This is a genomic window from Bacteroides sp. L10-4, assembly GCF_013373675.1.
GTDB classification, from domain to species: domain Bacteria; phylum Bacteroidota; class Bacteroidia; order Bacteroidales; family Bacteroidaceae; genus Bacteroides; species Bacteroides muris.
Map to the genome: position 1 here is coordinate 1 of NZ_JABXJH010000112.1, position 4,584 is coordinate 4,584.

The window sequence follows — 4,584 nt, forward strand, 5'->3', positions numbered from 1 at the left end:
TCGAAACAAAGGAAGGCAAGGCTTACAGGAGAAAGTACTTATGGGCATTCTTTGCAAAGCATATGAAGATGGTCTATTACCACTATAACAACGGCAGCAGGTCATCCGATGTGGCGAAGTCGTTCCTGGAACATTTTATGGGGACCCTTTCCACTGACGGATATACGGTTTACAGAATGTTTGATGGAGAAGACTCAAAGGTGCTTCATATAGGATGCTGGACGCACTGCAGAAGGTTGTGGGTTGACGCCTTGCCTTCGGACAGGACAGCGATGGAGATAATAGACTCTATCGGCGATATGTTCATGAATGAAGATCTGTTCCGCACCATGAAGCTCAGCGGTGAGCAGATAAAGGGGAAAAGACGGCAGCTTACAGGACCGATCCTTGAAAGTATCCATCATAAGGTGGTCATGATGATGCAGGATGCGAAGATTATGGCTAACGAACTGATGAGAAAGGCTGTCAATTATACGTTAAACCAGTGGAAGTCCCTGAGAAATATCCTCAAGGACGGTGCAGCGGAAATATCGAACAACCTCTGTGAACAAAGGATGAAACCGGTAAAGCTGTTGCTCAAGAACTGTATGAACATAGGCAGTGAGGATGCGGCAGAAAACTCGGCATTCATCTTCTCTCTGATAGAAAGCTGTAAGCTTAATGGCATAGACCCTCAGGATTACCTGAAGCACCTGTTCGAATGTATTCTTCATGGTAAGGACTGCGACAAGAAGACTCTTCTACCATGTTTTTATAAACCGGAATGTTAAAACAAAAATATTTTCTTGCGGGCATTTTTATTTTATCGGCTGAAAAACAGCCGATAAAATTGTCGTGGCGGAAAATAGAATGATTACATTACTTAGCAAGGTTTTGATAGGTAAAGCAGTCCAATAAGCTACCTTTTTTCTTTGGCTTCTCTCTGCTATGATTTATCTTTGCAACAAAAAAATATGGCATACAATTATGACGAAGAAAGCGTGAATGCCTTAATGAAATGGGCTGAGAACGCACAATTGCCTAAAGAGGTGACATTAAGTGAGGCAGAACATATTTTTGATACCTCCATGTATGTTAATGCGAATATCTGTGATATTAAACAGCATTATCCGGATGCTTTCTATAATCCGGCCATTGATAGATTGTATCGGTTGAAGGAATTTGTAGAAGGGGCAGCTGGATAAGCCGCCCGTTTTTTGTTTTTCATTAAGACTTCATACTTTTGTACTATGACCTATAAGGAAGCTCAATCATATTTGAACCGTATCAAGGAATTTGCTATTGGAGCATCGGTAAGAGGACGCATAATAGAACATCTTTCCATTGGACCTACCGATTGGGAGGAAATGACTGGATTTATGAATCTCCGTATTCGGAAAGGAGAGGAAGCTGCCTTAATGGAATATGACAGTCTGGGTAAGAGCCTTTCTGTATATGGAGTATCAGTCAAGGATAGTGGTGGAATTCCACATTGGGAGATGACCATTATGGATAGCTGGGAGTTGACATTGACAAATTAATATAAAAAATCCCCGTAGCGGCTCAACTACGGGGATGGTGTCAAATAACAGAGTATCAATATGAGATACTAAGTGAGCCTATTCCATTACAGATAAATCATCGTCAACTTCATACTGATTACAGCCAAAAGCCGCACACATTAAAATAAAACGTTCTTTTATACCTAATCCAGTATATCTGTCTACGGCTCCACTGCCTTTTGCATGAAGGCCTGCTGCGTATTTATCTATCTGAACTTTATTCATTAAATCTACATGAGTTTTACGGGCAAGTTTACTGCTTGCAATCTCATATATGGATTTGTATTCATTTGTTCCCAATGCCGCACTAAACATTGCCACTTTCCGGCTAATCTCACAGTATTCAAGTAGTTTTTTTATTTGATAATTGTACCCGGTTTCACCATTGCCATCAGGATAATAGGGTAACAAAGCATTGCTTGGTAGCCTACCTTTATACTTCATAATAATATCATAAGCAATACGAATGATGGGAGTTTTTATCTCAGTGCGTATAAGTCCATCCTTGTGTGTTTTTTGAGGTAAATAATGAATGTAAGGTATTCCTTCTTCAATGCTGATATTATCAAAAGTGAATCGTCTGAAATCACCTATACGGCAACCGAAACAACATTGAACAACGAATACATCTTTTACTCGCTGCAATGTTTCGGGACATTCTTTGTGGACAACTTCATTGAATTCTGTTTTGGTGAGAAAGAAAGGCTCGTCATATTGTTGCTTCATAATGGACTCTTTTTCTTTTCCTATCTTGCGGAAAGGAGATACGGGAATAACATCATTACTTTCAAGCTCCACCATAAATGCTTGTAATAATAATAGTTTCTCAGCAATTGTATTCTGGCTTCTTTCCTTTGATGGTATATTCCGCTTATTCATTTCTGCGTACAGTTCTGGAAATTTTTCAACCAGAGTGTATTCTTTGCGTAGAAAATCACGAAAATTTAGAATATGTTCCTTATTGAATTCATTGACCGGCAACCCGTCAATGCCATTGATAATGAGGAATCGAGTCAGTTCCCTTATCACTACATCGTAATGTTTCTTTCTGCCGGGACCTATTACACCTGCATTTAGCCATCCGTCAACATAGCGTTGGAACATACTACACATGGATTCCTCTTCACTGCTGATGTTATATTTTTCAGGATGTAAGTGCTGGTCTATTAAGATTTCCAGTTTTTCACTGGTTAATTCTTTGTTGCTCCCATAAATGGATAAAATTAGATTCTTCCGTTCTTCAATAGATGTGTTAAATGATGTTCTTATGTCTAACTTTATAATACTTTTAGCCTTATATTTTTCAGTCTTGGCATCCCAAAGAGTAGGAGAGACCATAATATCTGATTTGTGGAATAACTGTACATTGCGTCCATCAGATAATCGAAATCTGACATTTACCTCTTTATCCTTCTTCCCAGTTCTTATAAATGCTTTTACTGTAGTCATATATTCTCTGTTATATCGGTTGTGCAAATATACATAAATTGCACAACTCAGTTCAAATATTGCACAACATAATGCAATGGTATGCAATATAATATTTTTATATTACTCTGATTTTTAATATTATGTTATATGTATTGGTTTTATAGTATTTTATATTCCGAATCGCAACGGAATCACGAAAGGCGGTTACTTCGGTAGCTGCCTTTTTTGTTGTCTATCAGTTGTTTGAAGCGTTTATTATTGTCTATCAAGCTGTTACCTCCCGCATTCTATTAACATCTATTAAGCGGATAAATACAGAGAAATACGGAGAAAGAAGTTGTTTTTGATACCAATATGATACCAACATTTTTACTTGATACCAAAAATGTGATACCGTTTTCCGATTTAACTATTTACTAACTTAAAACGTTAAAAAGCATGAAGTACCCAACAATGAAATTCGTGTTCGACAGAAAGAAAGTCGCCACGAAAACCAAAAAAGGACTTGTTCAAATCGAAGTAACTTCGGAAGGCAAGCGGAAATGGATTGGAACACCGGTAAAGGTGTATTCCGACCAATGGAACGAAAAAAAGAAGGTGACTAATTCGGTCAACTCCATCCAGCTTAACACAATACTTGATGGGATGATGGCAAAGTTGAACGAGTTCATTCTTGACCTTGTGAAAAATAACCAGCAGTTTGACTTTGAAAAACTTAATGCGTTTTTGGAAAAGTCAACCCGTTCTGATTCGTTCATTGAATTTGTACGTACAAGGATAGAGGATAGAACAGACCTCGAAGATAGCACCCGTAAACAGCACAGAACCTTGCTACAATCGCTTGAAAAGTTCGGGAAGATAAATTATATGGATGACCTTACAAAAGCGAATATAACGCTTTATGACGAATTTCTTCATCAGCAATAAAACTCGTTTCATATTCAATTATTTATAGTATTTTTGCAAAAAAAAGAATCATTATGAGAAAAATGCTACAAACGCTAAAATCTTACTTTGACCGCCGTTTGCGTGAGCGCTGTGTTAAATATGCCTCACGTTCCTGCCAAGGCACAGACAGAGATGTAATCTATGAAGTACAAAGACTGTATTCGTTTATTAAAGGAAAGTTCTAATAAGCACTTACCTCTACAGCGGGTAAAACTACCGGTAAAGTAAACCTTATTTTATTCTCCGATTTATTTGTTTTGCCTTCTTCGCAACTACCTCCTGCATTCAGAACTGCGGCCATCACTCCTATCTTACCTTGAGAACCAGCTGTGTTTTCAGCTATTAGTGTCAAGTCGAAATTTATTTCCATGACATTGTGCATATATCCTTGTATCTCAACATGGGGATTTTTGCCAGCTCCTAATACTGTTGCCGGATTGACAATCAATTTACCAGGCATTTCATTATTTAATTCATCAACAGATTGTGCAAGCTGCAAAACAGTGTTTTTTATAAAATCTTTTAGTTCCATTGTATATTATTTAATCGTTATATTTTTGCATAAAGTTTCAACATCAGAGTGTGGAATAAGACCGATGTTTCCATGGTCATAAAGACCGTGAGATATGTTTAGCCCCCACACTTTATACATCAGAAACCGGAT

At 37.8% G+C, this 4,584-nt stretch carries 6 protein-coding genes; 4 read left to right on the top strand and 2 right to left on the bottom strand.

The window, feature by feature from the left end; genetic code table 11:
• The 3 genes from HU824_RS19075 to HU824_RS19085 form a co-directional block, all read left to right on the top strand.
• A partial coding sequence (locus HU824_RS19075; protein WP_176469705.1) for a transposase occupies positions 1-770 on the top strand: 770 nt, incomplete at its 5' end.
• 183 nt (positions 771-953) lie between these two features.
• The gene (locus HU824_RS19080) at positions 954-1,184 is read left to right on the top strand and encodes a hypothetical protein (protein ID WP_136011503.1); all 231 of its coding nucleotides are present in this window, start codon (positions 954-956) and stop codon (positions 1,182-1,184) included.
• Between the two features lie 45 nt (positions 1,185-1,229).
• Entirely contained in the window at positions 1,230-1,520 is a 291-nt protein-coding gene (locus HU824_RS19085) for a hypothetical protein (RefSeq protein WP_136011504.1), read from the top strand.
• A 78-nt stretch (positions 1,521-1,598) separates the two neighbouring features.
• Here HU824_RS19085 and HU824_RS19090 read toward each other — a convergent pair whose 3' ends face one another.
• The gene (locus HU824_RS19090) at positions 1,599-2,990 is read right to left on the bottom strand and encodes an integrase (protein WP_117713960.1); all 1,392 of its coding nucleotides are present in this window, start codon (positions 2,988-2,990) and stop codon (positions 1,599-1,601) included.
• A gap of 420 nt (positions 2,991-3,410) precedes the next feature.
• Here HU824_RS19090 and HU824_RS19095 point away from each other — a divergent pair, with 420 nt between their 5' ends.
• The gene (locus tag HU824_RS19095; RefSeq protein WP_136011505.1) at positions 3,411-3,899 is read left to right on the top strand and encodes an Arm DNA-binding domain-containing protein; all 489 of its coding nucleotides are present in this window, start codon (positions 3,411-3,413) and stop codon (positions 3,897-3,899) included.
• A 202-nt stretch (positions 3,900-4,101) separates the two neighbouring features.
• On the opposite strand, the gene HU824_RS19100 is transcribed toward HU824_RS19095, so the two are convergent.
• Positions 4,102-4,452 carry a hypothetical protein gene (locus tag HU824_RS19100; RefSeq protein WP_136011506.1) on the bottom strand — a complete coding sequence of 117 codons (351 nt, stop codon included), beginning with the start codon at positions 4,450-4,452 and terminating at the stop codon, positions 4,102-4,104.
• Between the last annotated feature and the right edge of the window lie 132 nt (positions 4,453-4,584).